The 23,976-nt window shown below is 72.9% G+C and carries 24 protein-coding genes; 12 read left to right on the top strand and 12 right to left on the bottom strand.

Annotation, left to right across the window (positions count from 1 at the left end):
* Positions 1-106: 106 nt before the first annotated feature.
* From ABZZ17_RS07625 to ABZZ17_RS07615, 3 genes are all read right to left on the bottom strand, one after another.
* A complete protein-coding gene (locus tag ABZZ17_RS07625; RefSeq protein WP_356873093.1) occupies positions 107-2,029 on the bottom strand; it encodes a protein kinase in 1,923 nt (640 codons plus the stop codon).
* A gap of 106 nt (positions 2,030-2,135) precedes the next feature.
* Entirely contained in the window at positions 2,136-2,555 is a 420-nt protein-coding gene (locus ABZZ17_RS07620; RefSeq protein WP_356873091.1) for a GNAT family N-acetyltransferase, read from the bottom strand.
* Between the two features lie 85 nt (positions 2,556-2,640).
* On the bottom strand, positions 2,641-5,049 hold the full coding sequence (locus tag ABZZ17_RS07615) for an excinuclease ABC subunit UvrA (protein ID WP_356873089.1): 2,409 nt from the start codon (positions 5,047-5,049) through the stop codon (positions 2,641-2,643).
* Positions 5,050-5,272: 223 nt separating this feature from the next.
* On the opposite strand from ABZZ17_RS07615, the gene ABZZ17_RS07610 reads away from it, so the two are divergent.
* Complete coding sequence (locus tag ABZZ17_RS07610) at positions 5,273-5,845, top strand: GNAT family N-acetyltransferase (protein ID WP_356873087.1); 573 nt, start codon at positions 5,273-5,275, stop codon at positions 5,843-5,845.
* 235 nt (positions 5,846-6,080) lie between these two features.
* On the opposite strand, the gene ABZZ17_RS07605 is transcribed toward ABZZ17_RS07610, so the two are convergent.
* The 3 genes from ABZZ17_RS07605 to ABZZ17_RS07595 form a co-directional block, all read right to left on the bottom strand.
* Positions 6,081-6,446, bottom strand: coding sequence for a PRC-barrel domain-containing protein (locus ABZZ17_RS07605; RefSeq protein WP_356873085.1), 366 nt, complete (start codon positions 6,444-6,446; stop codon positions 6,081-6,083).
* A 127-nt stretch (positions 6,447-6,573) separates the two neighbouring features.
* Positions 6,574-6,897 (bottom strand): putative quinol monooxygenase, encoded by a 324-nt coding sequence (locus ABZZ17_RS07600; RefSeq protein ID WP_356873083.1) that lies wholly within the window; start codon positions 6,895-6,897, stop codon positions 6,574-6,576.
* A gap of 22 nt (positions 6,898-6,919) precedes the next feature.
* The gene (locus ABZZ17_RS07595; RefSeq protein ID WP_356873081.1) at positions 6,920-7,603 is read right to left on the bottom strand and encodes a TetR/AcrR family transcriptional regulator; all 684 of its coding nucleotides are present in this window, start codon (positions 7,601-7,603) and stop codon (positions 6,920-6,922) included.
* A gap of 191 nt (positions 7,604-7,794) precedes the next feature.
* Between ABZZ17_RS07595 and ABZZ17_RS07590 the strand changes: the two genes are divergently transcribed.
* The 4 genes from ABZZ17_RS07590 to ABZZ17_RS07575 all read left to right on the top strand — a co-directional run bounded on the left by ABZZ17_RS07590 (position 7,795) and on the right by ABZZ17_RS07575 (position 12,599).
* Positions 7,795-8,826 (top strand): medium chain dehydrogenase/reductase family protein, encoded by a 1,032-nt coding sequence (locus ABZZ17_RS07590; RefSeq protein WP_356873079.1) that lies wholly within the window; start codon positions 7,795-7,797, stop codon positions 8,824-8,826.
* A 66-nt stretch (positions 8,827-8,892) separates the two neighbouring features.
* Complete coding sequence (locus ABZZ17_RS07585) at positions 8,893-9,414, top strand: SRPBCC family protein (protein ID WP_356873077.1); 522 nt, start codon at positions 8,893-8,895, stop codon at positions 9,412-9,414.
* Positions 9,415-9,553: 139 nt separating this feature from the next.
* On the top strand, positions 9,554-10,786 hold the full coding sequence (locus tag ABZZ17_RS07580; RefSeq protein ID WP_356873075.1) for a hypothetical protein: 1,233 nt from the start codon (positions 9,554-9,556) through the stop codon (positions 10,784-10,786).
* Positions 10,776-12,599: a dynamin family protein gene (locus tag ABZZ17_RS07575; protein WP_356873073.1), complete on the top strand. Its 1,824-nt coding sequence runs from the start codon at positions 10,776-10,778 to the stop codon at positions 12,597-12,599. Before ABZZ17_RS07580 ends, ABZZ17_RS07575 begins: the two co-directional genes overlap by 11 nt.
* 47 nt (positions 12,600-12,646) lie before the next feature.
* Here ABZZ17_RS07575 and ABZZ17_RS07570 read toward each other — a convergent pair whose 3' ends face one another.
* A complete protein-coding gene (locus tag ABZZ17_RS07570) occupies positions 12,647-13,006 on the bottom strand; it encodes a hypothetical protein (protein WP_356873071.1) in 360 nt (119 codons plus the stop codon).
* 272 nt (positions 13,007-13,278) lie between these two features.
* Between ABZZ17_RS07570 and ABZZ17_RS07565 the strand changes: the two genes are divergently transcribed.
* The 7 genes from ABZZ17_RS07565 (at position 13,279) to ABZZ17_RS07535 (ending at position 20,209) form a co-directional block, all read left to right on the top strand.
* The gene (locus ABZZ17_RS07565) at positions 13,279-14,169 is read left to right on the top strand and encodes a CAP domain-containing protein (protein WP_356873069.1); all 891 of its coding nucleotides are present in this window, start codon (positions 13,279-13,281) and stop codon (positions 14,167-14,169) included.
* 194 nt (positions 14,170-14,363) lie between these two features.
* Complete coding sequence (locus ABZZ17_RS07560; RefSeq protein ID WP_356873067.1) at positions 14,364-14,933, top strand: hypothetical protein; 570 nt, start codon at positions 14,364-14,366, stop codon at positions 14,931-14,933.
* A 341-nt stretch (positions 14,934-15,274) separates the two neighbouring features.
* Positions 15,275-16,054, top strand: coding sequence for a thioredoxin family protein (locus ABZZ17_RS07555; protein WP_356873065.1), 780 nt, complete (start codon positions 15,275-15,277; stop codon positions 16,052-16,054).
* Positions 16,051-16,602 carry a hypothetical protein gene (locus ABZZ17_RS07550; RefSeq protein ID WP_356873063.1) on the top strand — a complete coding sequence of 184 codons (552 nt, stop codon included), beginning with the start codon at positions 16,051-16,053 and terminating at the stop codon, positions 16,600-16,602. Before ABZZ17_RS07555 ends, ABZZ17_RS07550 begins: the two co-directional genes overlap by 4 nt.
* 618 nt (positions 16,603-17,220) lie before the next feature.
* Positions 17,221-17,943 carry a response regulator transcription factor gene (locus tag ABZZ17_RS07545; protein ID WP_356873061.1) on the top strand — a complete coding sequence of 241 codons (723 nt, stop codon included), beginning with the start codon at positions 17,221-17,223 and terminating at the stop codon, positions 17,941-17,943.
* Entirely contained in the window at positions 17,940-19,325 is a 1,386-nt protein-coding gene (locus ABZZ17_RS07540) for a HAMP domain-containing sensor histidine kinase (RefSeq protein ID WP_356873060.1), read from the top strand. The genes ABZZ17_RS07545 and ABZZ17_RS07540 overlap by 4 nt, the downstream gene beginning before the upstream one ends.
* Positions 19,326-19,627: 302 nt before the next feature.
* Positions 19,628-20,209 (top strand): hypothetical protein, encoded by a 582-nt coding sequence (locus ABZZ17_RS07535; protein WP_356873058.1) that lies wholly within the window; start codon positions 19,628-19,630, stop codon positions 20,207-20,209.
* Positions 20,210-20,235: 26 nt separating this feature from the next.
* Here ABZZ17_RS07535 and ABZZ17_RS07530 read toward each other — a convergent pair whose 3' ends face one another.
* From ABZZ17_RS07530 to ABZZ17_RS07510, 5 genes are all read right to left on the bottom strand, one after another.
* Positions 20,236-20,667: a pyridoxamine 5'-phosphate oxidase family protein gene (locus ABZZ17_RS07530; protein WP_356873056.1), complete on the bottom strand. Its 432-nt coding sequence runs from the start codon at positions 20,665-20,667 to the stop codon at positions 20,236-20,238.
* Positions 20,668-20,926: 259 nt separating this feature from the next.
* On the bottom strand, positions 20,927-21,580 hold the full coding sequence (locus ABZZ17_RS07525) for a cysteine hydrolase family protein (protein WP_356873054.1): 654 nt from the start codon (positions 21,578-21,580) through the stop codon (positions 20,927-20,929).
* A gap of 107 nt (positions 21,581-21,687) precedes the next feature.
* On the bottom strand, positions 21,688-22,683 hold the full coding sequence (locus tag ABZZ17_RS07520; RefSeq protein WP_356873052.1) for a DJ-1/PfpI family protein: 996 nt from the start codon (positions 22,681-22,683) through the stop codon (positions 21,688-21,690).
* Positions 22,684-22,862: 179 nt separating this feature from the next.
* Positions 22,863-23,117 carry a hypothetical protein gene (locus ABZZ17_RS07515; protein WP_356873049.1) on the bottom strand — a complete coding sequence of 85 codons (255 nt, stop codon included), beginning with the start codon at positions 23,115-23,117 and terminating at the stop codon, positions 22,863-22,865.
* Between the two features lie 409 nt (positions 23,118-23,526).
* Complete coding sequence (locus tag ABZZ17_RS07510; RefSeq protein ID WP_356873047.1) at positions 23,527-23,892, bottom strand: nuclear transport factor 2 family protein; 366 nt, start codon at positions 23,890-23,892, stop codon at positions 23,527-23,529.
* Between the last annotated feature and the right edge of the window lie 84 nt (positions 23,893-23,976).

Below are 23,976 nucleotides of genomic sequence, written 5' to 3'. Positions count from 1 at the left end.
AGGAAAGACGCCCCACTTCCCGTGGGGAAATTGCAGGTGCAAGGCCTGCCCAGCGCTCGGACGAAGGCCCCGGTCTCCGCAGGGAGACCGGGGCCTTCTCGTACGCTCAGGCCTTCGTCCAGCGCTGCGACGCGGACCCGGAGCACGACGACGTGACGAGGCCACTGCCCATCCCGGTGTCCAGGCAGCCGCCCGAGAACTCGCTCCGCAGGCTGCCGCCCGCACCGGAACGCCACAGCCGGCCGATGTCCTGGGCGCAGTCGCCGACGAACACCGCCTGGCCGAGCATGTTGGCGTACAGGCACTGGCCGCTCTGCTGGTTGACGAGCTTGAAGGTGCCGTCCTGCCGTCCCTGTACGGTCCACCGCGCGCTGGAATCCGAGCAGTCGCCGTGGTCCGAGGCGCCGAAGACCTGGGTGACGCAGCTGCCGTCGTTGCCGTTGCGGTAGCGCTGGGTCCCGGACGGGGGCGGCTGGGGCGGCCGCGGGGGAGTCGGAGCCGTGGACGTCTTGCCGCCCGAGGGGGGTGTGACCCCGCCGCCGCCGGAGTTCGCGGAGCCCCCGGCCGCGCCCGCCCCGCCCGCCCCGTTGGGGGTGCCGGGGTCGCCGCCGCCCGGGCCCGGACCGGGGCCGGGGACGGATCCGGGATTCCCGGGGAGCGTCCCCGGGGGACTGCCCGCCGCCCCGCCCTGCCCGTTCGCCTGGCCGTCGCCCACGGGCTGGTCCTGGGGCGGCGACTGCCCGGGCGAGGGCGATCCGGACGGGCTGCCGCTCACCGGGCCGGAGGGCGTCGCCGTCGCACCCGCCGCGGGCGGCGCGGCCGGGGCGAGCGGGGTGGACTGCGCCTTGGCCTCCGGGGTGGTCGTGTACGGCAGGTTCTGGACGAGGAGGGTCGTGCCGCCCGCGACCACGACGACGGGGACGACGGCGAGCAGGACGCGGGTGCGACGGCTCCTGCCACGGGGCTTGGGCCGCCCCTCGGGACGGGCCCCGGTCGCGGGGTCCGGCTCGGGGCCCTTCTCCGGCGCGGCCGGTTCCGGCGCTCCGGGTCCGGCCGCCGGTTCCGCTCCGGGCTTCCGGCCCGCGAGCGGGAGCGTGGGCACGTCGACGTCCTGTACGTCGGCGGCGAACGCGGCCCGCTCGGTCAGGTGCTCGGTGATCGCGGCCGGCCAGAGCGGGGCGGTGAACGGCCCGTGGCGGGAGGCGCGTTCGAGGAGCTCGGCGGCGGTGGGCCGCCCCTCGGGGTCCTTGTCCAGGCAGGCCGCCACGAGCTCGGCGAGCTCCGGGTCGAGCTCCCGCAGGGGCTCCAGGTCGGGCTCTTCGTGCACGATGCGGTACAGCACGCCGTGTCCCGACTCCTCGCCGAAGGGCGGCCGGCCGGAGGCGGCGTACGCGAGGACCGATCCCAGGGCGAACACGTCGGTCGCGCCGCTCACCGCGCGCTTGCCCGAGGCCTGTTCGGGCGCCATGTAGGCGGGCGTGCCCACGACCATTCCGGTCCTGGTCAGCTGGCTCTGTTCGGCGGCCCGGGCGACTCCGAAGTCGATGAGGGTGAGGCCGTCGAGGGTCAGCATGGCGTTGGACGGCTTCAGGTCCCGGTGGACCATCCCCAGGGCGTGCACCGCTTCCAGGCCCGCGGCGGCCTCCCGCAGGAGCAGCCACAGGGCCCGCGCGGACAGCGGGCCGCCGTTCAGGTCGACGGCCTCCCTCAGCGTGAGCCCGGGGACGTACGCGGTGGCGAACCACGGCGGCCGCGCGGTGCGGTCGCTCGCCAGCAGCGGGGCGGTGGCCCCCGCGGGCAGCCTGGACAGGTTGTCCAGCTCGTGCCCGAAACGGCGCAGGAAGTCCTCGTCCTCACCGACCACGGACGACAGCAGCTGCTTGACCGCGACGTACCGGCCCTCGTGGACCCCGAGGTAGACCCGGCCCATCCCGCCCGCCCCGAGCCGGCCCGCCAGCGGGATCTCCCCGATCCGCCGCGGGTCCTCGTCCTCCAGCGGCTTGGCTCCGCTCCCCCTCAGCTCTAACACGTCAGCCCCATCGAATTGGAAACATTTCCAGAAACCTACCCGATGGGCCGGGAACGGCAACGCCCGGACCCCGTAACGGATTTGCCCGCCGGACGGTCCGCGGGCCTCAGACCGTGCGGTGCATGCCGACCGACGCGGGCGCCGTGGGGCTGAACCCGAACTTCTCGTACAGGAACCGGGCGTCGCCGTCGGCGATCAGCGAGACGTACGCGCCGTCCGGTGCCCGCCGCTCCAGCTCCCCGACCAGCTCCTCCATGATGCGCCGGCCCAGCCCCCGCCCTTGGTGCCCGGGCAGGACGCACATGTCGACGATCTGGAAGAAGCAGCCGCCGTCGCCGATGACGCGCCCCATCCCCACCGGTTCGCCGTCGTGCAGCACGGTCACCCCGTGCCAGGTCCCCGGCAGCCCGGCCCGCGCCATCTCGGGTGTTTTGGGGCTCAGTCCCGAGCCGGACCGCAGTCGGAGGTAGACCTCCACCGAGGGGGTCCCGGCGCACATCACGTAAGAGTCACTCGTCGTGGTCACTCGCTACATGCTACGGACGGCAGGCGCGGGAGGCCAGGAAGCCAGGAAGCCAGGAGGCCAGGAGTCGGAGGCCGGCGGGGCCCGGTCAGGCCCCCACGTAGGCCGCGAGGTGCTGTCCGGTGAGGGTGGAGCGGTCGTCCACGAGGGCGGCCGGGGTGCCCTCGAAGACGATCCGGCCCCCGTCGTGACCGGCGCCCGGCCCCAGGTCGACGATCCAGTCGGCGTGCGCCATCACCGCCTGGTGGTGCTCGACGACGATGACGGACTTCCCGGAGTCGACCAGCCGGTCCAGCAGCCCGAGCAGTTGCTCGACGTCGGCGAGGTGCAGGCCGGCGGTCGGCTCGTCCAGGATGTACACCCCGCCCTTCTCCGCCATGTGGGTGGCCAGCTTGAGCCGCTGCCGCTCGCCGCCGGACAGCGTCGTGAGCGGCTGCCCGAGGCTGAGGTAGCCGAGCCCGACGTCCGCGAGCCGCTCCAGGATCTTGTGCGCCGCCGGCGTGCGGGCCTCGCCGTCGCCGAAGAACTCCACCGCCTCGGACACCGACATCGCCAGCACCTCGCTGATGTCCCGGCCGCCGAGCCGGTACTCCAGCACCGACGCCTCGAACCGCTTGCCCTCGCACTCCTCGCACGTGGTCGCCACGCCGGCCATCATCGCCAGGTCGGTGTAGATGACCCCGGCTCCGTTGCAGTTCGGGCAGGCGCCCTCGGAGTTCGCGCTGAAGAGCGCCGGCTTCACGCCGTTGACCTTCGCGAACGCCTTGCGGATCGGATCGAGCAGCCCCGTGTACGTCGCCGGGTTGCTCCGGCGCGAGCCGCGGATCGCACCCTGGTCGATCGACACGATCCCCTCGCCGGCGCCGCCGGACTGCCGGGACAGTGATCCGTGCACGAGCGAGCTCTTGCCGGAACCGGCGACTCCGGTGACGACGACGAGGACCCCGAGGGGGATGTCGACGTCGACGTCGCGCAGGTTGTGCGTGGCGGCGCCCCGGATCTCCAGCGCGCCGGTGGGCTTGCGCACCGTCTCCTTGAGGGAGGCCCGGTCGTCGAAGTGGCGGCCCGTGATGGTGCCACCGGACCGCAGCCCCTCGACGGTGCCCTCGAAGCAGACGGTGCCGCCCCCGCTGCCGGCCCCGGGGCCGAGGTCGACGACGTGGTCCGCGATCGCGATCGTCTCCGGCTTGTGCTCCACGACGAGCACCGTGTTGCCCTTGTCCCGCAGCCGCAGCAGCAGCCCGTTCATCCGCTGGATGTCATGCGGGTGCAGCCCGGTGGTGGGCTCGTCGAAGACGTAGGTGGTGTCGGTGAGGGAGGAACCGAGGTGGCGGATCATCTTGACGCGCTGCGCCTCGCCGCCCGACAGCGTGCCCGACGCCCGGTCGAGCGAGAGGTAGCCCAGCCCGATCTCCACGAACGAGTCCAGGGTCTGCCGCAGCGTCGTGAGCAGGGGCGCCACCGACGGCTCGTCGAGGCCGCGGACCCAGGCGGCGAGGTCGCTGATCTGCATGGCGCAGGCCTCGGCGATGTTGATCTTCTTGATCTTCGAGGACCGGGCCGCTTCGCTGAGCCGGGTGCCCCCGCATTCGGGGCAGGCGGTGAAGGTGACCGCCCGGTCCACGAACGCCCGGATGTGCGGCTGCATCGCCTCGCGGTCCTTGGACAGGAACGACTTCTGGATCTTCGGGATCAGTCCCTCGTAGGTGAGGTTCACGCCCTCGACCTTCACCTTGGTCGGCTCCCGGTAGAGGAAGTCCTGCATCTCCTTCTTCGTGAACTTCCGGATCGGCTTGTCCGGGTCGAGGAAGCCCGATTCCGCGTACAGCCGGACCGTCCACCAGCTGTCCGACTTCCAGCCGGGAATGGTGAAGGCGCCCTCGGAGATCGACTTCGAGTCGTCGTACAGCTGGGTGAGGTCGATGTCGGAGACCGCGCCGCGGCCCTCGCAGCGCGGACACATGCCGCCGGTCCGGGTGAAGGTCTTCTTCACGGTCTTGCTGCCGGCTCCCCGCTCCACCGTGATCGCCCCGCTCGCCCGGACCGAGGGGACGTTGAAGGAGTAGGCGTTGGGGGAGCCGATGTGCGGGCGCCCGAGCCGGCTGAAGAGGATGCGCAGCATCGCGTTCGCGTCGGTGGCGGTGCCCACCGTGGAGCGGGGGTCGGCCCCCATCCGCTGCTGGTCGACGATGATCGCGGTGGTCAGGCCCTCGAGCACGTCGACCTCGGGCCGTGCCAGCGTCGGCATGAACCCCTGCACGAACGCGCTGTACGTCTCGTTGATCAGCCGCTGGGACTCGGCGGCGATCGTGCCGAACACCAGCGAGCTCTTGCCCGAGCCGGAGACGCCGGTGAACACCGTGAGGCGGCGCTTGGGGAGCTCGACGCTGACGTCCTTGAGGTTGTTCACCCGTGCGCCGTGCACGCGGATCAGATCGTGGACGTCGGCGACGTGCGACGCGGACGACGTGGCGTCCGCCCTCTTGGCCTTGCTCATCGTGGTGTCTCCCTGCTGATTCGTGCGGGCCGCCCGGGCGGTCTCCGTCGGCGTCGCCCGGTGCGAGCGAGCGGCTCCGCCGGTGTCCATGACGGTTACGTTAGCCGTGGCGGGCCGAAGGGGGCTTCTCGATTCGTGACCGGTTCGCCCGGGCCGCCCGTCCGCCCGTCCGCCCGTTCCGCGACGCGTGACGGCCCCGCGCGCGCCGTGCGAGGGTGGTGCCATGACCATCGAGGTTCGTCCGGCCGCGGTCTTCGGGGACGTCCGTACGCTGCTCGGGCCGAAATCACCGGCCGCCAACGTCTGCTGGTGCCTCAGCTACCGGATCCCCTCCAAGCTCAACAACGAGCTGCGCGGGCCGGCCCGCGGTGACCACGTCGCCGCGCTGTGCCGGGCGGAGCCCCCGCCCGGGGTGCTCGCCTACGACGGTGACGAGCCGGTCGGCTGGGCCGCGGTCGCACCGCGCGCGGACACCTCCTTCGCGCGCAGCCGCAGGATCCCGTACGTCGACGACCTGCCGGTCTGGTCCCTGTGGTGCGTCCGGGTCCGCCCCGGCCACCGCAAGCAGGGGATCTCGCACGCCCTCATCGCCGGCGCGGTCGAATTCGCCCGGGCCCACGGGGCACCGGCGATCGAGGCCTACCCCCTCGACAACGGAGACGCCCGCGTCGACATGACGATGGCGTACGCCGGGATCCGGAAGAACTTCGAACGCGCGGGGTTCGTCCGTGCCGCCGACACCACCTCGGTGCTGGCCGGGCATCCCCGGGTCCTGATGCGCCTCGACCTGCGATGACGCGCCTTCGATCGACCCCGAATGACCGGTATGCCCGGGTTGTGTCACTCTGGGAGTGGCGGCCGGTGAGCGGTAGCGGCCTCCTGGCTGCCGGGCCCGGCCCGGGGCACACACCCCTCCCCGTTTTCCGTGTCCCGTGCGCCGGGTTTCCCCGTGCCTGACGCCCTGTGCCTGACATGCGAGCGGGCCCCGACTCGACGAGTCGGGGCCCGCTCCGGACCTGTGTGCCGGGCGCCTACAGGGGGCGGCCGAACGGGCCGCCGATGCCGTAGTAGATGCCGATCTCCTCGCGGTACTGCGGGTCGGCCAGGTGCTTGTCCCGGTGGAACTCGGGGGCGTCCTTGACCTGTGCCCGCGTCCGGTCCACGTAGATCTTCTGCTCGTCCGCGCTGATGCTGATGACCGTGCTCGCGGGGAGCAGCACTTCCTTGCCGAAGATCCACACACCGGTGTCGACGACCAGGTAGGCGTCACCGGCCTCGTCGTTGTGCTTGTCGACCTTGCCGATGCTTCCGTCCGTGGCCTCGACCTTGTAGCCGGTCAGGTCGGCGCCCGTCAGATGGCCCGAAGTCGACCGGTAGTTCCACATGTTCTCAGTCACGCGAACAACAACTCCTCCGGTTGCAGGGCGCCGCCCGAGGTGCGGCCGCGCCCGTTTCCGTGCACTTGCGGGACGGATCCGATCCGCTCCCAGCGCTCGTGTGCCCAGAGGTCCCGGCCCTACACGCTCAGTCGACCTGGAGCTCGCCCATCCGGCTCCAGCCGTCGGCGCCCTCGATGGTGGTGCTGACGATGGAGGGCGTACGGGTGACCAGGGGGCGCATCGTCTCCAGGGCGGCACGGAAGTGCTCGGACGTGACGTGTGCCTCCGCCGCGTCGTCCTGGAAGGCCTCGACCAGGACGTAGGTGTCGGGCTCCTCCAGGCTGCGGGACCACTCGAACCACAGGTTGCCGGGTTCGGCGCGGGTCGCGTGCGTGAAGTCCGCGACCAGCTCGGGCCAGCGGTCGACGTAGGCGGGTTTGACGGAGAATTTCACCACAATGAAGATCATTTGGTCATTGTAGGCACGGACGTCACGCCGGGCCCGTCAGGGCGTCCACCTCCGCCGCGAACAGCCGGGCGGGGTCCAGCCCCATGCCCGTGAAGTGGCCCGCCAGCTCCAGGGAGAGCACGCCGTGCAGGCGGGTCCAGAAGGACAGGGCCGTGCGCAGGGCCCGCGGCGGTGCGTCGGGGTGGCCGGCGGCCCACTCCCGGTGGTCCGTCAGGTGCTCCTCCAGGGCCTGCGGCCCGGACCCGTCGGCCGAGGGGGCTGGAGTGGCCGCGGTGGCCGCGACGCACGCGTCGAGCAGGACGGACATCATCTCCGAGGCGATCGCGGTCACGTCCTGCGGTGCGTGGTAGCCGGGGACCGGGGTCCCGTAGACGAGGAAGTAGCGGTGCGGGTCCTCCAGTGCCCAGCGGCGCAGTGTCCGCGCCAGCCCGGCGAGGTGCTGGGGGCCGGGCCCGTCGGCGGCGACCGCGGCGAAGGCGTCGGCGAGGCTGCGGTAGGCGTCCGTGACGAGCTCCGTGATCAGCTCGTCGCGGTTGGCGAAGTACCGGTAGAGCGCGGGCCCGCTCATGCCCATCTGCTTGGCGATGGCGTTCAGGGACAGGGCGGAGGCGCCGGAGCCGGCGATCTGCTGCCAGGCCTTCTCCTTCACCTCGGCCCGCACCTGCCTGCGGTAGCGCTCGCGGGGGGTCGTCGCGCTCCCGGTCATGGCGGTCACCTCTCTCACTGGTCTCGTCTCTCACTGGTCTCGGCCGGTTGGCAGCCGTTGGTTAGAAGCTATCACCAACGGCATGCCTCATCGCGATCGATCGAGCTACTCGCTTGACAGTGCCGCGATTGCCCTTCACTCTGGTTACAGGTTCTAACGAACACGAGACATCGAAACAAGCGGAGGTCTGCATGAACACCGTCGAGCGCGTCGAGATCGTTCTCCCGGGCAAGGTCGAGCCGGAAGGGCTGGAGCTGCACCGCGGACCGGTGCCCGTGCCGGCGGCCGGACAGCTGCTGATCGGCATGGAGGCCACGGGCGTGTCCTTCGCCGAGCAGCAGATGCGCCGCGGCCGGTACTACGACCAGCCCGCCTTCCCCTTCGTCCCCGGCTACGACCTGGTCGGCACCGTGCTGGCCGCCGGAGAGGGCGCCGGAACCGGCCTGCTCGGCAAGCGGGTGGCCGCCATGACGAAGACCGGGGGCTGGGCGAGCCACGTCGTCGTCGACGCGGCCGACGTGGTGGAGGTCCCCGAGGGCGTCTCGGCGGCGGACGCCGAAACCGCGGTCGTCAACGGCATCACCGCCTGGCAGATGCTCCACCGCAAGGCCGGGGTCCGCCCCGGCGGCACCGTCCTCGTCCACGGAGCCAACGGCGGGGTCGGCTCGGTCCTGGTCCAGCTGGCGCTCGCCGCCGGCGCCCGCGTGATCGGCACCGCGTCCCCCCGCCACCACGACGCGCTGCGCGCGCTCGGGGTGGCCCCGGTCGACTACCGCACGGGCGACGTTCCCGCCCGCGTACGGGAGCTCGCACCCGGCGGAGTGGACGCCGTCTTCGACCACGTCGGCGGTGACGGGATCCTCGGCTCCTGGCGGCTCCTGGCCCCCGGCGGCACGCTCGTCTCCTACGGCAGCGCCGCCACCCGTGACGACGAGGGCTCCGGCGCCTGGCCCGTACTGCGGCTCCTGGGCCGGGTGTGGCTGTGGAACCTGCTGCCCAACGGCCGCAGCGCCTACTTCTTCAACGTGTGGGCCGGCCGCGCCTACGCCAAGAACCGTTTCCGGACCCGCCTGCGCTCCGACCTCACCCAGGTCTTCGCCGCCCTCCAGCGCGGCGACATCACCGCGAAGGTGGCCGCCGAGATCCCCCTCGCCCGCGCCGCCGAGGCGATGCGCCTGGCCGAGTCGGGCAGCGTCGCCGGCAAGGTCGTCCTCGTCCCCTGACGACGCACGCCCCCGCTCCGTACTCCCGTACCCCCGCTCGCTTCCGCCGATCCAGGAGAACCCGCCGTGCTGACCACCTTCCTCGCCAAGGCCGCCGCCCTGCCCGCCGCACTCGCCGTCGCCGTCTGCGGCAGCCCCCACCACCCGGTGGAGATCGACCGCGACGCTCCCGTCATCACCCGTGACGACATCGTCATCCACGCCCCCCTCCACAAGATCTGGAAGATCCAGACCGATGTCGAAGGCTGGCCGTCCTGGCAGCCCGAAGTGACGGAGGCGACCAAGCGGACGCCGGGCCCCCTGCGGACCGGCTCGGTGTTCAGCTGGTCCGTCCACGGCCTCAGCGGAATCGACTCCACCGTCCGGGAGGTCGTCCCGCAACGCCGCATCGTGTGGGGCGGCCCCGCCCAGGGCATCACGGCCGTCCACGTGTGGACCTTCACCCCGCGCGCGGACGGAGTCCACGTCCACACCGAGGAGTCCTGGGCCGGGGCACCCGTGGACGCCGACGCCCCCGCGGCCCAGCAGGCGCTCGATGCCTCCCTCGACACCTGGCTCCACCGCCTGAAGGCTAAGGCCGAAGGGTGAACGGACCCCGCCGGGCGGACGGGACCTCGACGGCACGGCCTCAGGGATTTCCCCGAGTTTGTGGCCTGCCCGTGCGGATAGGTACAAGCCCGTACCGCCGCACACCGGCGAGTGCCGCACACTCCGTCAGGAGGAACACTTGTCCGACACGGCCTTCAGCCTGGGGATCGGATCGGCAGCCCAGGCCGCCGCCTCGCTCGTCAACACCCACCGCCAGATAGCCGCCGCAGACCGCGCCCGCGCCGACCGGCACGACTTCGAACGCGCCCAGGCCACCACCCGCTTCGGCCGGGACCTCCAGCTGGAGGCCATCCGCCACCAGCGCCAGTTCGAACTCAGACACCTCGACTCCGAACTCCGCAAACGGGAATCGCTCGAAGCCCTCGGCCACAAGACCCTCTTCGACACCTACCCGGTCCCCGAGGGCCCCGGACACCTCCGCGACAGCCTGCGGCTGCTCGCCCCGGACCTCTCCGACCTTCCCCCCGTCCTCCTGCTCCCCAAGTTCCACGGCCCCACCGCGGCACACTGGTCCGGACTGCGGACCACGCTCGTCTCGGCCCTGCGCCGCACCCTCGGCGCCGACGGCCTGGTCGAGTTCCAGGAAGTCGACGGCGCCATCTCCTGGCCCCACGCGGGGCTCTACTGGAACGACCTCTACGGCCTGCCCACCCTCGTCGTCCAGGTCTCCCTCTTCCGCGACACCCTCGACCTCGCCCTCGGCGGCTGCCACCTGCGCGCCGCCACGGACGGCCCCCCGGCCGACCCCCTGCGCACCGTCCACCGCCACCGCCGCGCACCGCGCCAACGGTGGACGGACAAGGAGGTCGCCCGCCTCAACGCCGCCGCCCCGCCGGCCCTCGCCCTGGCGGTCCCCGACGACGAGGAGAGCGGCGGCCGGCTGGAGGTCGAGGTCGCGGCCCGCGCCGTCACCGCGGTGGTCACCGCCGCCGTCGACACCTACTGGCTCGCCGTCGCCGTCCGCTACCGCCAGCGCTTCGACGCCGCGGTCGCCCTGCTCGGACCCGACGCCCTCACCGACTGGCCCGCCGACCTCGGCGTCCCCCTCGGGCAGGTCGCCGACCCGGCCCACCACTTGCTGACCGTCGCCCGCCGTGAGGCCGTACGCGGACGCACCGCCGAAGCGGAGGCGGCACTGGAACGGTCCCTCGCGGCCCTGGCCCACCCCGACTACGCCCTCACCGGGCCGCCGTACCCGCCCGGTGAGGAGATCGCCGACCACCTGCGCGAAGCCGACCCGCTCTACACCGAAGCCCTTCGCGGGGCCGTCGCCACCCTGGACGCCGCCACCGGCCCGGACGGCCCGGCCCCCCTCCCCGCCGCCGTACGGGAGGTGCTCGATGCCCGATGACACCCTCGACCTCACCGGACTCCCCGACGCCCTCGACCGCCACCACGCCCTCCTGCCGCAACCCGAACCGGCCGTCACCGAAGCCCTCGCCGCCCTGCGCGACGCCTGCGAACGCTCCCACCTGGCCGTCGTCGGGCCCGAGGCGGCCGGCAAGTCCACCCTCGTCAACGCCCTGGTGGGCGCCGAGGTGACCCCGGTCTCCGCCGGGCTGCCCGGGACCGTCGCCCCCGTGCACGTCCTGTACGGGCCCGCCCACGACCCGCGCTACCGCGTCCTGCGCCGCACCGAAGGGGCGGACCCGGGGCGGCCGGGCACCGGGCAACGGGTCACGGACCGGACTGCTTTCGAGCAGTGGATGCTCCAGGCGCACAACCCCGACAACGAACGGGAGGTCCTGCGGGGCGAGATCGAACTCCCCGCAGCACTGCTGCGCAACGGGCTGCGCCTGGTGGACCTGCCCGGCATCGCGGGCGTCTCCGGCCACGTGGCCGCGCAGACCGAACGCGACCTGGACGGGCACGCCTTCAGCGTCGTCCTGGTGTCCCTGGGCCGCGCCAGCCTCAAGGGCCTCGTCGACATCGTGCGCGAGCTGCGCGACGGTCCCCGCCCGGCCAGGGTCGCCGCCGTCGTCTTCAACGAGATCGACCCCCGCCCGCTCACCCCCGAGCGCCTCGGCGACCACCTCGCCATGCGGCGGCGCAGCGTGGCGGAGCTGCTGCTGCCGCACGACGAGGACGGCTCCCTCGGCCTCGCGCAGGCGTCCCTGCACTGCCTGAACCTGCTGGCGCCGGACGAGGCGGCCCTGGAGTCCCTGCGCACACGGCTCCTGGAACGGATACGCCGCGACGTGGGGGACACCGTGGCCCACACCGCCCAGTACGCGTTCCCGGTCCTGGGCGCGGCCCTGGACCGCCGCAGGGCACGTACCAACGACGTACTGGCAGGCCGGATCGGCCGCGAAGAGATCCGCCGGCACCGCGACGAGGTGCTGGCGGGGGTCGGATACCGGTACCGGCTCGCCCCGTTCGTCCCCAGCCCGGGGGGCGACGTCCTGGCCACCATCGAAGGCGCCACCCGCAAGGCGGACTGGCTGGGCGTGGAGCAGGTGTTCCTCGCCGAAGCGCGGCGGCTGGACACGCTCCTGGAAACCCACAAGAGCCGCATCATGGGACCGGTCATGATCACCAAATCGGAGGCCAACGCGATCAACACGGAGGTCCGGGCGGCCCTGGACGAGTCCCGCACGCGCATCAGCGCCGCGGCGAAACCCGGTCTGAGCCGCCTCGCGGCGGACCTGGACGAGTACGCCCGGGAACGTGAAGCACGGTTCGACGCCCTGATACCGACGGAGCTGTACCGCAGCACGGGCCGCGCCGCCTCCGTCGGGGCCGTGCAGGTGGGCAGTTACCACTACGAGAGCGCGGGCGACGCGTTCGAACGCGAGGTGGAAGACGACGGCCTCGTCGGCTTGTTGGGGGCCGTCTGGTACGTGCCCTACCACTATCTCGGAGGCGGTCACCGCGGATACTCGCTGAGGGAGATCCGCAAATCGAGGGGGAGGATATCGTCCCTGCTCCTCGGTACCTCGGAAGCGCCGGCGGAAGGCTGGCTCGCACGGCGCAGGAGCCTGGTGGCGGCGGCCCGCGACGACCTCGTCAAGAGGATCGGCAGCCTCGGCGACATGGCGGCCGAACGGCCGGCGTCGCTGACCTCGGCCCTGCGCCGGCACCTGGACCGGCTGGACGGGGCCCGCGAGGACCTCGCCGCCCAGCGGAAGCTCCTGGGCCCGGGCAAGGTGAGGCCGGCCGGCTGAACGGTGGTGGCCGGGGCGGGCGTCGTGCCCGCCCCGGCCGGGGCCGTCTACTGCCAGGAACCCTCGGTGCCGAAGGCGGTGGTGTCGGTCACCGTCCCGCCGTCGACGGTCCGGCTCTCCTCGGTGTACACCTCCCCGCGGGCGGTGAAGCGGGAGTCGTCGCCCGTCGGGTCGTCCGCGGTGCACTCCCCGCCGGTGGTGGGGCCGTCGTCCCAGCCGTCCGGGTAGTCGACGTCGACCTCGCCCCCGTAGGAGTCGCGGACGGTGTGCACCCCCTCCCCGATGGTCTCCCGGGTCGTGTGGTGGACCTCGATCCCGAACAGCCCGTCGTTCGCGTTTCCGTCTTCCCCCTGGCAGCCCTCGCCCGCGGGCGCCGACTCCTCGCGCATGTCCTCCGAACCCGGCACGTGTGCCCCCTTTCCGGGACGGCGACGCCGTCGTGGCTCCGCCCGGACCACCCCTTCCCGGGCGAAAGGGCCGCCACACCGCCGAAGGTGAACTTCCGCTTCTTTCGTCCTCCCCGTCATGTGCGGGGCGTTTGCCCCGACTTGTTCATGAACTGACCCTGCGGGGTTCCTTAAGGGAAGCTGAAGGACCCTTCCACGGGGCTCTTTTGGCTGATCACCGGCCTAGTCTCGGTCGCACCCCTCCTCCCCTCTCTCTGTGAGGTGCTACAGGCATGAGCCGCAGCCGAACTCCCGCAACGCCGTCCCGCGTCGACGCCCGCCGGAAGAAGACGGTCCGCACCCGCATCGTGCTGTCCGTCACCGCGGCGTCGGCGGCCGCGGCGGTCGCGGTCGGGGTCGCCGTGGCCGACTCCGACGGCGGTGCGCGCGTGGACCGGGCCGACGGCGCCACCCAGCCGAAGGCCGCGAAGGCGGACCCGAGCGAGCTCCCCGGCGGCGCCGAGGTGACGGCGACCCCCACCTCCACCCCGGCATCCCCCGCCCCCTCGGTCTCCGCCGAGGCCGCGGCCGCCTCGGGCTCGCCGCTCCCGGCTTCCCCCGAGGCCGGGGCCGGGTCCCCCGGATCCGCCGCCCCCGAGAAGCCCGTGGAGGCGGAGGACGCCCCCGCCAAGCCGGCGGCGACCCCGACCCGCAAGCCGGCGCGTACGACGGCTCCGACGTCCGGCGGCTCCTCGGGCGGTGGTTCCGGCTCCTCCGGCGGGTCTTCCGGCGGCGCCCCGAGCGACACCGAGTCCGCGGTCCTCGCCCTGGTCAACAAGGAGCGGTCCGCCGCCGGATGCGGCCCCGTCACCGCCAACGCCAAGCTGACGGCCGCGGCGCGGGCGTACAGCGACACCATGGCCCGCAGCGGCGTCATGTCCCACACCGGCCCCGACGGGTCCACCATGACGAGCCGTGTGGAGGCCGCCGGATACGCGTGGTCCCGCCTGGGCGAGAACATAGCCCGCGGCCAGTCGGACGCCGACGCGGTCATGAAGGCGTGGATGAACAGCTCCGGCCACCGCGCCAACATCCTCAACTGCGCGTTCAAGGAGATAGGCATCGGCGTCCACAAGGGCGACGGCGGCCCCTGGTGGACGCAGAACTTCGGCGCGCCGAAGTAGGAACGTGCCGGCGGCCGCCGTACCCCACCCCCCACCGGCCGCCGAGCGGCAGACGTCCTCCGACCCGTCCGCGGGTCCGGAGGACGTCGGCGTTCGGCGCCCGTCCGGCTCCGCCCGACTCCGTCCCGCCTCGTCCGGATTCGTCCGGGGGGAGGCGGTGACGGGCCGCCCGGTCCGTCGGTCACTATGGGGCCGTGCCCCGAATTCCGCGCTACCTGTTCATATGGCTGTCGTGCACGGCCACCAGCGTGACCGCCGTGCTCGCCACGGTCCAGTTCGTGGTCGGCTCGACCCGGCACACGCCCCCGGTCGCCCGCTCCGCCCCCATGGTGTTCGAATCCCCGCCGGCCTGGGAGGCGGTGACGGCCGCGCCCTCCGGTACGCCGTCCCCCTCCGCGTCCCCGTCCCCGTCCCCGAGCGGCTCGCCCACCCCGACGGAGCGGCCGTCACCCTCCCCGACGCCCCCCGCGAAGGCCCCGTCGGCGGCTCCCCGGACGACCGCGCCCAAACCCGAGGTGGACTGCCAGGAAGGCGGACCGGGCCTGCACACCGTCCCCTCGCAGGGCGGGAAGGCCACGGTGCGGTACGGGAGCCGCGGCGTCTGCCTGATCTCGGCGATTCCCGGCCGGGGGTTCAAGGCCACCACGTCACAGACCGCGGACGACACCCTGACGGTCACCTTCACCGGCGCGGACCACCGCTCGGTCATCACGGCGACGATCAGCCCCGTGGCGAAGGCGAGCATCCGCGAGACCTCGTACTGAGCGCACGCCCACCGGGAACCGGGAAGGGATCCGTCGGAGAACCGGGGCGGGAGGAGGTCCGCGGCGACCGATCCGCACCACCCTGCCCCACTTGCCCCCTTCCAGCCGATTCACCGCCCTACGCAGGCACATGGACCGGGTTCCGCCGAAGCGGAAGCTGAGCTCTTCCTTAGGGCAACCTCAAGATCGGGTCCACCCGGTCCGCGCGGCCCCGAACGGCCCTACGCTCGCGTCAGCCGAGCGGCCCTCGGCGCCCGGGCCCGGCGGCTCCACCGCGCCGGCGGGCGCCGCCGCCCGTCGCCCTTCCCGCAGTCCGAACCGTGCCTTGGGGTGTCTTCGCCATGAGTTCCCGCCCGCTCCGATCCGTCCCCCGCGCCCCACAGGGCTCCCCGGCCCGCCGCCGCGTGCGACTGCCACTGGTCGCCGCGGCCGTGGTCGCGGCGGGCCTGACCGCCGCGTGCGGTCCTTCCTCCCCGTCGGTCGGCGCCGCCGCGGCGTCCGCGGCCGGAACCGCCCCGCCGGCCCCGGCCTCCGGGAGCCCTTCCTCCGCGGCACCGTCCGAGTCGGAGCCGGCGGTGGCGTCCCCGAGCGCGACGGCTTCCCCCTCGCCCTCCAGGTCCGCGAGCCCTTCGCCGTCCGCCCCCTCGCGCGCCCGGACCGGATCGCCCGCCCCCACCCGCTCGGCCGCCCAGCCGTCCCGTACGACGGCCGCCCCGGCGCCCGCACGGGTACCCGGCCCCGGCTACGACAGTTCGGCCGACGGGCAGCGGCAGATCGACGCGGCGCTGCGCGCGGCCAAGGCCGACGGGAGGATGGTGCTCCTCGACTTCGGCGCCAACTGGTGCGGCAACTGCAAGGCCGCCGACCAGGTGTTCGCCCAGCCCCAGACCGCCGCGCTCCTCGGCGACTCCTACCACATGGTCAAGATCGACATCGGTGGCAACAGCTCCGCGAACTCCGCGCTCCTGCGCAAGTACAGCCCGGGGGGCGGAAGTTACAAGATGCCCGTCCTGGTCGTCGTCACGCCGTCCGGCACGGTGCGCACCGACACCCACGCCACGGGCAACCCCTCCCTGACCTCGGAGGGCCTCAACGCCTTCCTGCGCAAGTGGGCGTCATGAGACGGGTGCCCTCCCGGAGGGCCCGCATCGCGGCGGCCCTCCTCCCGCTGGCCGCGCTCACCGCCTGCGCCGGCGCACAGCCCGCCGGCAGCGGCGCCGCCCCGGCCACGGCGCGCTTCACCGCCAACGGGGTCACCGTCACCCTCACGGTGTCCGACTGGCACGCCCCGAAGGGCACCCTGACCGCCGTCCTCACCCCGGAACAGGGATTCCACCTCTACAGCACGGACCTGCCGCTCACCGGAATCGAGGGCGTGGGCAGGCCCACCACGATGGCCGTCACCGGCGCCCTGACGGCGGAGGGGAAAGCGGAGGCCGCCGCGGAAGTACGGTCGATCACCCTGCCCGGCGTCGGCGCGCCCGTGCCCGTCTATCCGGACGGCCCGGTCACCGTCACCCTCCCCGTCCGCGCCGACGGCGACGGGGACGCGACCGTTCTGTTCGGCTACGCGAGCTGCAGCACCCAGGAGGGCTGCACCATCCCGGTCAGCGACCACCCCGTACCCCTGCGCGTCACCGGCGCCGAACTCAGGCTCGGCACCCCGTAGTGCCTTCGGCGACGACGCCTCACGGATCCGGTGGTTGCTCAGGCGTGCTGCATCGCCGTGTGCTGACAGAACTCCCGCTGACACCGGGCGTCTAGACCGCCGTCGTCGTCAGGTGAAAGGAACTGGCTGCACGTGCAGATGTAGCAGTACAGAGGACCGCCAGGGTCGTAGTCCGCTTCACGCAGGCGGGCCGCGGCAGCCTCGCGTACCGAACGGCTGTGATTCTCCAACTCGGCGAAGTCGGACTCGTTCTGCTTGAACGCTTCGCGTTGAGCTTCCGTAGGGGGCCCCGTCGGGGCCGGCTGCTCGCTGGGTTCCGTCATCGCAAACACCTCCGTGCAGAGCTGTGCCGAGCTGCCGGGCCGAACGCAAGAGGCGGCCGATCGTGCCCGGGCTGAAGGGGGAATCGCGGAAACGAGTGGGGGGCACCCGGGCATGGCCGCAAGCCCTCGACCGAGCGCACCCCCATTGTCCGACCGGTGACGCGGGCCGGCCACCGGTGAAGCCCTCCCCCCTCCGCCGCCGCGGACTCACCAAAGGAGACGGCCCGCCCCGTGGACGGAGCTGCTCCGGGACCGCGCGGACCGGGTGGTTCCGGAGACGGCCTAGGGTGTCCCCATGCCCAGCGTCCTCGTCGTCGAAGACGACCCCAGCATCCGCCAGTCACTCATCGAGGTCCTCGCGGAACACGGGTATGCCGTACGGAGCGTGGGCGACGGGTTCGGCGCGCTCCGGGAGATCACCCAGATACCCGTCGACGCGGTCGTCCTCGACCTCGGGCTGCCCGACCTCGACGGAGGGGACGCCCTGCGCATGATCCGCGGCATCTCCTCCGTGCCCGTACTCGTGGCCACCGCCCGCGACGACGAGACGGAGATCATCAAGCTCCTCAACGCGGGCGCCGACGACTACCTGGTCAAACCGTTCTCCGGCGGCCAGCTCATCGCACGCCTCTCCGCCGTCCTCCGGCGCACCACCCAGGTTCCCCCCGCCCACACCCCCGCGGGTTCCCTGCCGGCTCCGGCCACCGAACCGCTGCGCCCCACCACCGTCGGGGAACTCGCCGTGGACCCCGTCGCGCGCACCGCGCACCTGGCCGGCCAGGAGCTCCACCTCACCCGCCGGGAGTTCGACCTCCTCGCCTTCCTCGCCCACCACACCGGCCAGGTCGTCTCCAAACGCAGGCTGCTGACCGAGGTCTGGCGCGAGCCCTACGTGGACGACCAGACCGTCGACGTGCACCTGTCCTCCCTGCGCCGCAAGCTCGGCGAACGCGCCGCGGCCCCGCGCTACCTGCTGACCGTCCGGGGCGTCGGCATCAAACTGGTGGCACCCCGTTGAGACGCTCACTGGCCGGAGTCGCCCTCGCCGTGACCTCCATGGTCGCGCTCTCCTTCCTCATACCGCTGGCCGCGCTCGTCATGTCCCTGGTCAAGGAACAGAGCGTCACCGCCGCCGAGCAACGTGCCGCGGCCCTCGCACCCGTCCTCACGCTGACCACGGACCCGGCCGCCCTGCGGGAGTCCGTCGCCGGCCTGGACGCGACCGAGTACCTGGTGATCCACCTGCCGGACGCCCCGCCGCTGGGCAGCTCCCAGGCACCCGGGGCGCTGCTCCAACGGGCGCAAAAGGCGCGGGAGTCCATCTCCCAGGAGATTCCCCGCGGCTGGATCTCCCTCCAGCCGGTGGTGCTCCCCGGAGACCGGGTCGCCGTCATCGAGAACTTCGTCCCCGAGGAGGAGCTGACCCGAGGGGTCAAGGCCTCGTGGGCCGTCATGGCCCTGCTCGCAGTGGGCCTGGTCGCCGGCTCCGTCCTGGTCGCCGACCGCCTCGGCGCGAAGGTCGTCAGGTCCTCCAGGAACCTCGCGCAGGCCTCCCGCGCACTGGGCGAGGGCGACCTCGACACCCGGGTGGACCCCGTGGGACCGAGGGAACTGCGCGATGCGGGCGTCGCCTTCAACGCCATGGCCCACCGGATGACCGAGCTGCTCGCCGTCGAACGCGAACTGGTCGCCGACCTGTCGCACCGGCTGCGCACCCCGCTGACCGCCCTGCACCTGGCCTCGGAACGCATGGCCGGTACTCCGGAGTCGGCCAGGGTCGAGGCCGCGGTCGCCGAGCTGGAGGCGGAACTGGAGGCCATCATCACCGCGGCACGCACCCCGCTCGCGGTCGGACCCATGGGCCAGGGCCTGCTCGGCACCCCGGACACGAACGCCGCGGACCACGGCGCCCGCTGCGAGGCCGCCGACGTCGTCCGCCGCCGGACCGCGTTCTGGGAGGTCCTCGCGGAACAGCAGAAGCGGCCCTGCTCCCTCGAACTCACCCAGGAACCCACGGCCGTCGGCCTCTCCGACGACGACCTCGCCGCCGTGGTCGACGCGCTCATCGGCAACGTGTTCCGCCACACCGCGCCCGGGACCCCGTTCGGCGTCCGTGTCGTGCGCACCGCGCAGGCCGTCGAACTGGTCGTGGAGGACTCCGGGCCGGGCATCCCGCGTCCGGACCAGGCCCTCTCCCGCGGCGGCAGCAGCGGCTCCTCCGGCCTCGGTCTCGACATCGCCCGGCGGGCCGCGGACGTCACCGGCGGCTCCCTGCGCATCGCACGCGGCCCGCGCGGAGGCGCCCACATCACCGTGACCCTCGCCCTCGCCCCGCCCCTGCCGTCCGAGCGCCGGCCGCGCACCTCCCGGCGGCGGCCCGGATGGCTGCGCCGGCGGTGAACGCCCCGGCCCGCACCACCGAGCGCGGGTCCCGCACCTGATCTAGCATCGTGATGTGGGTGCGAAGCGTGACGCCACCGACCGGCCGGCCCCCTGACCAGGGACGGAACCCGACAGCCGGCTGGCCGGACCACCGCACGCCACGAGCCGGAGCCGTCGGACACGCGCGAAGCGAAACCGGACGGCACTCCTCCATCACTCCGCGATGTCCTTCTCGCATCGCGTGACTCGGCGCGCGCACCCAGAACCCAGGCGGACGCCCGGCGACGAGCCGGGCCGAGGGAAGGGAAGAGGGGAAGACCATGAGGAAGAAGATCCTGCCGACGGCGGTCGTGGCCGCCGTCGCGATCGGCGGCTGGACCGCCGTCACCGGCACCACGGCCGGGGCGACGGAGAGGGCCGTGCCCAGCGCCACCTGCATGCTGTCGGAAGGCCCCAACAACACCTTCGGAGTCTCGGGCAACGGCTTCAGGCCCGGCACCCAGGTCACCGTCAAGAACTCGAAGGGCCAGGTGGTGCGCACGACCACGGCCATCACAGGAGGCTTCTTCGAGGTCACCGGCCTCCCGAACGACACGTACCGCGCCGAGGGCGCGAGACGCCGCGCCGCGACCTGCCCGCGATGGGTGTCGGACGAGGAAGCCGCCATCAAGTGCACCGTCACCAAGGGACCCGGCCAGACGTTCGGCGTGTCCGGCAGGGGCTTCCCGGAGGCGGAGACGGTCACCCTGAAGAACTCCGCGGGCGCCGTCGTGGGCACCACCTTGACCATCAAGGACGGCTTCTTCGAGTTCACGGGACTGCCGAACGACACCTACAACGTGACCTCGAAGTTCGCCAAGGTCACCTGCCCCCAGGCCGCCGCCACCACCGACGGCGGCTAGTGCCGTCGAAGTCCGGGCCGCCCGGCTCAGACCTGGCCGAGGTCCGAGCTCACCCACCGCTGCGGACGCATGTGGATCACGACCTGCTCGCCGTGCTCCTTCCACGCGAAGTCGACGTAGCCCTCCACCTTCTCCGCGGGCAGGTACCGGGCGGACATCTCCACCAGCTTCTCGCGCGTCGCCGGTACGGTCGACACGACCGGGCCCTCCACCGAGACGTAGCGGATCGACGGTTCGACCCGGTCGACCATCAGGGTGAACCGGCCCGCGGCCCCGATCAGCTCGGCCTTGCGGGAGTCCCGGCCGGTCATGATCCAGACGTCGCCGCCGGGGGAGTACTGGTACCAGATCGGGACCGTCAGCGGGGCACGGTCGCCTTCCGGGCCGGCGTCGACGGCGAGGGCGGCGATGTGGGCTTCGGCGAGGAACTCCTCGCGTTCGGCGGGAGACAGGGGCACGGGATACTCCTTCGGGAGGGAAGGTCTGTACCGGGTCAACTCCGCCCCGCCCCGGGCCATTCCCCGGGGTGCGAGCGGTACCGCACCGGCAGCGGCCGCGTCCCAGGATGCCACCCGCGGGCGGCGCTCGCCCTCACCGCAGCGCCGGTGGCGCGCCGCCGTCACAGGCGGGTCCCGGTCGCCGCCCAGCCGGAGGACGGAACGGCGAGCGGCCCCGCCGCCGGGGCGAGCGGCGACGGGGCGCGGTGCGTCAGGCAGGTCAGACCGGCAGCTCGTCGACCGTGGCGACGACCGTGCCGAACAGGTCGGTCACGGCGGTGAGGGCGGCGGCCTGGAGCGCGGTGGCGGACAGGACGGACCCGTCGGGGGCGGCGAGGGCGCGCGTGGCGGTGGTCTCGGCTACCACGGTGGGGCGGTATCCGAGGTTGAAGGCGCCCTGCGCGGTGTAGTTGACGCACATGTGCGTCATGAAGCCACCGATGACGAGGTCCCTGCCACTGCCCGGCGCGGCGCCCAGAGCGGTCAGGGTCCGCTCCAGCTCGGTGCCGTGGAAGGCGTTGGGAACCTGCTTGACGACCACCGTCTCGCCTTCCGCCGGGGACACCTCGTCGCTGATGGCGCCGATGTGGGCGCGGATGTCGTACGGGGTGTCCTCACCGCCGTCGTTGACGACGTGGACGACGGGCGTGCCGGCGGCGCGGGCGCGCTCCAGCAGCCGGGCTCCGGCGGCGACGGCTTCCTCGACGCCTTCGAGCGCCATGACGCCCGTCCGGTAGGTGTTCTGGAAGTCGATCATGATCAGGATGGAATCGCTCAGCTTGGGCGGCTGGTTGTCCAGGCCGGAGAGGTCGCGCAGGGTCGTCGAGGGCTGGATCGTCGAGGGCTGGATCGTCGAGGGCTGGTTCGTGCTCATGGAGTGCCTTTCACAGGGGGTTTGACGGTGGTTCGGGCATGGCAAAGCCGTCCGCCGTGCCCGCGTACGGGTGTCACGGTGGTGGCGGGTGGGAGGGGTGGGTCGGGTCAGGCGTCCGTCTGGGTGCGGAAGCGGCGCCGGTAGGCGGCCGGGGTGGTGGCCAACTGGCGTTTGAACGCCCGGTGCAGGGTCTCTGCCGAGCCGAGTCCGGCCGAGGCCGCGACGTGGTCGACGGGACTGTCGGTCGTTTCCAGGAGCCGCCTGGCCACCTCGACGCGGGCGGCCTCGACGTACGCGGCGGGACTCGCGCCGGTCTCCTGTTTGAAGACGCGGGCGAGGTGCCGCTCGCTGAGGCACATCCGCGCCGCCAACGCCTGCGCGGAAAGGTCCTCGTCGAGGTGGTCGGCGATCCACAGCCGCAGCTCGTCGATGTCCCGGCGGGAGGACGCGGGCCGGCTGAGCGGCACGGAGAACTGGCTCTGTCCGCCCTGCCGTTTGAGGTACATGACCAGTTGCCGGGCCACCGCCAGCGCGACGTCCTCACCGAGGTCCTCGGCGACCAGCGCGAGCGCGAGGTCCAGGCAGGCGCTGATCCCGGCACCCGTCCACAGCCGGCCGCGGTCGGTGCGGACGAAGATCGGATCCGGGTCGACGGTGACGGCCGGATGGTCGGCGGCGAGCTGGGCGGCGGTCGACCAGTGCGTGGTCGCCGTCCGCCCGTCGAGGAGTCCGGCCGCCGCGAGCAGGTGTGCTCCCACGCACACCGAGGCCACCCGCCGTGCGTGCGGGGCGGTTTCCTTCACCCACGCCACGACACCGGTGTCGATCCGGGCCCGGGGCCCGTCGTCGGTCATGTCCACCGCGCCGGGTACCAGCAGGGTGTCGACCTGCCCCTGGACCTCGCCGAAGGCCAGATCGGCGAGCAGCCGCACACCGGCCGACGTCCGTACCTCGCCGGCGGCGGGGCCGGCGAGCCGGACCCGGTAGCCGGCGCGGCCCGCAGTCTCCCGGTTGGCGAGCGCGAAGACCTCGGCCGGACCGGTGACGTCGAGGAGGTCGACATCGGGGAAGACCGCGATGACGACACGGTGTGTGAGGGGCATGAACACATCCTCACGGCCCCCACCCGTGACCGCAATGACGGTTTCCTGTCACATCCGGACATCCGGACACCGGACACCGGACATCGGTGGGCGCGGGACCGGCAGGGAGAGCGGAGGCGGACGCAGTGATGCGCGGGCCGTTGCCGGTCCGCGCATCCTGCCTCTGTCGAGGGCTGGGGTCAGTAGTCGCCGTGGCCGTGGCCGCCGCCGTGGCCGCCCCAGCCGTAGTCGTCATCGTCGTCCCAGCCGCTGTTGTGGTAGCGGCCGCCGTCATGGTCCGAGTCGCCGCCGCATCCGCCACCGGTGAGGTAGCTGACCGAGTGCGTCGGAGCTGCCGCCGAGGCCGTGCCCGCGGTGCCGATCGCGGCACCGCCAGCCATCAGAAGACCGGCAGCGGAGACCGCGAGGAGGCGCTTCGCTCTCTGTGCATGCATGGGAATACCCTTCCTTCCACCCTCCTCCAGCTTTTTCAGGGCAGGAGCGGATGGCCGCGGCCGCAAGACAGGGTGCGGCGCGGGTCGTATGCGTTGCCGCCTTCACGTACGGCACGTCTGCCCAGCGGTGCGTCCGCGTGCGACGTACGTTCCCCGGGCCGGGCACGCTACAGAGCCTCGGTCCCCGTCGAAGCGGAGACTCCGGCCGCCAGGGGGCGTGCCCCGGGGGAGCGGCCCTCACCCCACTCAGGCTAGTACCGCTTGCGCGGGTCAGCACCTTGTGGCGGCCGGGACGGCATCGTCCGCCGCGCAGTTCCCATCGCCGCACCCCGAACCACCCGTCGTGGAAGGGCAGTTGGCGGCACGTCCGGCCGCCGCGTCAGGGCCCCGGCAAACACGGCACCGGCGGTCAGGGGGCGGCCGGGACGAACTCGGGCTGGTCGAGCACCCGCAGCCAGCTTCCGTCGGGCTGGCGCCGGACGACCTGGGCCCGGGCGCCGGACCCGTCCTTCGGCGGGGTCGAGGTCAGGGCGATGTCTCCGCTGACCAGCGTCGGCAGCGGAGCCTCCTGCTCGAAGACGGGACGGCCGGCCAGCACCCGCTCCCACAGCGCGCGGATCGCTTCCCGGCCCACCGTCCGTTCGCCGGGGGGATAGGCCAGCACCGCGTCCTCCTCGTACAGGGCCGCCACCCCGGCCGCGTCACCGGCGTTGGACCGCTCGACGAACAAGCGGGTGATGTCCTCGGGCCGCATCGCCTTCTCGTACTGCGTCATCGCCGCCTCCTCCTGTTCTCCTGTCGGGTTCCGTCGACTCCCAGCCTGATCCGCGCCCGACCAGAAGTCCAACAGCTGGAAGTG

The sequence above is a fragment of the Streptomyces sp. NPDC006512 genome (genome assembly GCF_040611935.1).
Taxonomy (GTDB): Bacteria; Actinomycetota; Actinomycetes; order Streptomycetales; family Streptomycetaceae; genus Streptomyces.
Note: the sequence above shows the minus strand (reverse complement) of the source record. Positions and strands in the feature narration are given on the sequence as shown.

Excerpts from the sequence above, each read along its gene's own strand:
- ABZZ17_RS07600 (WP_356873083.1), bottom strand. The coding sequence starts at position 6,897 with ATGATCTTCATTGTGGTGAAATTCTCCGTCAAACCCGCCTACGTCGAC.
- ABZZ17_RS07555 (WP_356873065.1), top strand. The coding sequence starts at position 15,275 with ATGAGTTCCCGCCCGCTCCGATCCGTCCCCCGCGCCCCACAGGGCTCC.
- ABZZ17_RS07565 (WP_356873069.1), top strand. The coding sequence starts at position 13,279 with ATGAGCCGCAGCCGAACTCCCGCAACGCCGTCCCGCGTCGACGCCCGC.
- ABZZ17_RS07525 (WP_356873054.1), bottom strand. The coding sequence starts at position 21,580 with ATGAGCACGAACCAGCCCTCGACGATCCAGCCCTCGACGATCCAGCCC.
- ABZZ17_RS07535 (WP_356873058.1), top strand. The coding sequence starts at position 19,628 with ATGAGGAAGAAGATCCTGCCGACGGCGGTCGTGGCCGCCGTCGCGATC.
- ABZZ17_RS07510 (WP_356873047.1), bottom strand. The coding sequence starts at position 23,892 with ATGACGCAGTACGAGAAGGCGATGCGGCCCGAGGACATCACCCGCTTG.
- ABZZ17_RS07595 (WP_356873081.1), bottom strand. The coding sequence starts at position 7,603 with ATGACCGGGAGCGCGACGACCCCCCGCGAGCGCTACCGCAGGCAGGTG.
- ABZZ17_RS07575 (WP_356873073.1), top strand. The coding sequence starts at position 10,776 with ATGCCCGATGACACCCTCGACCTCACCGGACTCCCCGACGCCCTCGAC.
- ABZZ17_RS07545 (WP_356873061.1), top strand. The coding sequence starts at position 17,221 with ATGCCCAGCGTCCTCGTCGTCGAAGACGACCCCAGCATCCGCCAGTCA.
- ABZZ17_RS07615 (WP_356873089.1), bottom strand. The coding sequence starts at position 5,049 with ATGAGCAAGGCCAAGAGGGCGGACGCCACGTCGTCCGCGTCGCACGTC.
- ABZZ17_RS07520 (WP_356873052.1), bottom strand. The coding sequence starts at position 22,683 with ATGCCCCTCACACACCGTGTCGTCATCGCGGTCTTCCCCGATGTCGAC.
- ABZZ17_RS07515 (WP_356873049.1), bottom strand. The coding sequence starts at position 23,117 with ATGCATGCACAGAGAGCGAAGCGCCTCCTCGCGGTCTCCGCTGCCGGT.
- ABZZ17_RS07590 (WP_356873079.1), top strand. The coding sequence starts at position 7,795 with ATGAACACCGTCGAGCGCGTCGAGATCGTTCTCCCGGGCAAGGTCGAG.
- ABZZ17_RS07550 (WP_356873063.1), top strand. The coding sequence starts at position 16,051 with ATGAGACGGGTGCCCTCCCGGAGGGCCCGCATCGCGGCGGCCCTCCTC.
- ABZZ17_RS07610 (WP_356873087.1), top strand. The coding sequence starts at position 5,273 with ATGACCATCGAGGTTCGTCCGGCCGCGGTCTTCGGGGACGTCCGTACG.